Consider the following 3045-nt stretch of genomic DNA (forward strand, 5'->3'; position numbering starts at 1 on the left):
ACGGGCGTCTCGCGGGTCACCTTGACCAACGCCTGCGCCGCCTCGAGGTCGAACTTGAGCGGCGATGCCGCCGGCGCGGCATGAGCCGCAGGAGGCTTCGACGCCGCGGCGGCAGCGCCGCCTTCGTCGCCGGGCACTACCGCTGTCTCAGGAACGTCGGACTCGACCGCTTGCGCTCGGGCTAACCCAACAATCGCCAGCAGCAGCGCGATAGCCGGAACTATCAGCGCGGCCCATCGCAACCCCTTCTGTGTCTCCTCCATCTCCTCATTCCTCCTCCACCACCACATGGTCCGTTCAACACGCCCCACACACCGTACATCGGTGCACGTCGCAAGGCCTGGTTTGATGTTCGTAATGAGCCTTGCGCCGTTCCGACAATAGAAACCACTTGTGAATATGATGATCGATAAAGTCCCACGGCAGGACCTCATCGTATCCGTAGCGCCGCGTCACGTACGAGTCGGGATTCGGCAGCGCGCCTGCGCCGGACTGCGCCTCGCTGCGTATCTTTTTAAGCTCACTCCAGATTTCGCCCGCCGATTCGCATCGGGTCTCGGCGAGCCGCTCCAGGATCGCGCCGACGCGGCGATCGCCGCGTGATACGAGCGTCTGGAAATACGCCTCGCGCGGCGACTCCGCATCGAGCTCCGCACCAAGTCGCCCGAGTTCCGTCCGCAGCATCGCGATCTTGCGCTTGGTGCTGCGCGGATCTTCCATCGGGTCCCACTGGAATGGCGTCCACGGCTTGGGCACAAACGGATTGAGCGAAACCGTCACCTGCCCGACGCGCTTGTGCGATGCTCGCGCGCACTCGAGAATCCGGGCAGTGAGCCGCGCGATCGCGAGCACGTCATCGTCGGTTTCTTCCGGGAGCCCGACCATGAAATAGAGCTTCAGGTGCTCGACGCCCTCCCCGACCATCATCTCGGCGGCGCGCAGGATCTCGTCCTCGGTCAGGTTCTTGTTGATCACCTTGCGCATCCGCTCGCTGCCCGCCTCAGGCGCAACCGTCACGCTGCGCGCGCCGTTGCGGCCGAGCGCAGCGGCGAGCTTCGGCGAGATACAATCGGCCTTCAAAGAAGATGGCGACAGGCGTCCGCCCGCGTCCGCGATCGTCTCGGCGAGTTGCGCGACTCCGGGCACGCTGGCCATCTCCGCACCCACCAGGCCAATAACGCCGCGCTCGCCGAGTCCGCGCCGCGCCTCGGCTTCGATCTTTTCGGGCGAACGATAGCGAATCGGGCGATACATAAAGCCCGCCGCGCAGAAGCGGCATCCCCACTGGCATCCACGGCTCGCCTCGACCAGGAACATGTCGCCGAACACCGACTCCTCGGTGAGGATCAATGATGAGGTGTTGAAGCGATCGAGATCCTTGATCATCCGGCGGGTGACGATCGGTTTGGCAGGTCCCGAATAGCCAACCGTCTCAAGATGGCCGCCTTTTTCATATTCGGGATCGAAATAATCAGGCAGGTACGCGCCACCGACGTCAGCCAGCGACGGGAGCCGATCGGAATCGCGGCGCACCTCGAGGAACCGCGCCAGGAACTCGGGCACCATTTCCTCGCCTTCGCCAATCAGAAAGAGATCGATGAAGTCTGCGATCGGCTCGGGATTGAGAAAGATCGCGGAGCCGCCCGCGATGATCAGCGGAAAACTGCGCCCGGCCCGCCCGGAGCGGCGCAGCGGGATTCCCGCCATCCGCAGCATCGACACGATGTTGAGGTAGTCGGTCTCGAATGCGCACGAGAACGCGATGATATCGAAGTCAGAGAGTGGGCGTCCTTTCTCGAACGACACCAACCTGCCCTTGCCGTCCCGGATAGCTTCGCGCTCATCGGGATCGGGCAGGAACGCGCGTTCGGCATCGACTACCGGATGCGAATCAAAGATATGGAAGATGGCCTGGTAGCCGAGGTTGGCCATCCCGAGCCGGTAGATATTCGGATAGACGACGCAGACCGAGATCTCGCCGCCGGAGCGGCGCTCGTAGAGCACCTTCTCCCGTGCGATTCGATCCAGCGCGCGTTTGCGCGAAGCGTACTGCGCCTCCGGCATGATCCCTTAGATTATCGTCGGGGATCAGCGCCGCTCAAGTAGGGGTTCTCAGGGCAAGATGGCAAACCGGCTGAGACACGCGGGCGGCAGATTTCGAATCCACGCCGGTCCAGGGTAAAACGCGCACTGCAGTACACGCTCCCGGTGGTCGCGCAATTGTCCTGGTTTAGCCTTTTCCGCTAACCCGCTCCGGGTGCGTGTAGACGTTGAACGATGCGTCGCGCAGGAACCCGACCAGGGTCACCCCCGCCTCGTCGGCCAGCTCGACTGCCAGCGATGACGGAGCCGAAACGGCGGCCAGGATCGGCGCACCCGCCGCCGCGACCTTCTGCACGATCTCGAAGCTGAGCCGCCCGCTCGCCATCACGATCGAATCCGCCAGCGGCAAGAGGTTGCGACTCATCGCCCATCCGACCACCTTGTCCACTGCGTTGTGCCGGCCCACGTCTTCGCGAAGTGCCTTCAGCGCGCCCCAGAGATCAAAGAGCGCCGCAGCATGCACACCGCCGGTCTTCGCAAACAGCGCCTGGTCCGCGTTCATAGTGGCGCCAAGACGGGAGAGGGTTTCCGTGGAAATGGAAACGCGGCCATCGATCGGAGCGATTCGTCTGCGAATGGAATCGATCGAGGTTTTGCCGCACAAGCCGCAACTCGAATTCATCGTGAAATTGCGCTGCAGCCGTTCGCGCAGCGTCTCGACCGGCACCTTCAGGATGACATCGACGATATTTGCCTCGGGCTTGCCGTCGGTCCCCCGCACGCGCCGGACCTCGTCGATCTCGCTTGTGCTGCTCACGAACCCTTCCGCGAAAAGGAACCCCGCGACCAGCTCCTCGTCATGCCCGGGAGTCCGCATCGTGATCGTGAACCGGCGCCCCGCCAGCCGAATCTCCAGCGGCTCCTCGACCGCAAGCATCTCGGGGCCGCTTTCGGGCCGGCCGGACCGCCATCGATACGCCTGATGCCGACGAGTCGTATTGC

At 63.7% G+C, this 3045-nt stretch carries 3 protein-coding genes; all 3 read right to left on the reverse strand.

Features of this window, described 5'->3' with window-relative positions; translation table 11 throughout:
• Positions 1 to 263: hypothetical protein (locus VMI09_07265; protein HTQ24480.1), on the reverse strand; the 263-nt coding region annotated here is incomplete at its 3' end.
• A 34-nt stretch (positions 264 to 297) separates the two neighbouring features.
• Positions 298 to 2064: a radical SAM protein gene (locus VMI09_07270; protein HTQ24481.1), complete on the reverse strand. Its 1767-nt coding sequence runs from the start codon at positions 2062 to 2064 to the stop codon at positions 298 to 300.
• Between the two features lie 166 nt (positions 2065 to 2230).
• Positions 2231 to 3045: formate dehydrogenase accessory sulfurtransferase FdhD (gene fdhD, locus VMI09_07275; protein HTQ24482.1), on the reverse strand; the 815-nt coding region annotated here is incomplete at its 5' end.

The organism is Candidatus Binataceae bacterium (assembly GCA_035500095.1).
GTDB lineage: Bacteria > Desulfobacterota > Binatia > Binatales > Binataceae > JAKAVN01.

Excerpts from the sequence above, each read along its gene's own strand:
- VMI09_07270 (HTQ24481.1), bottom strand. The coding sequence starts at position 2,064 with ATGCCGGAGGCGCAGTACGCTTCGCGCAAACGCGCGCTGGATCGAATC.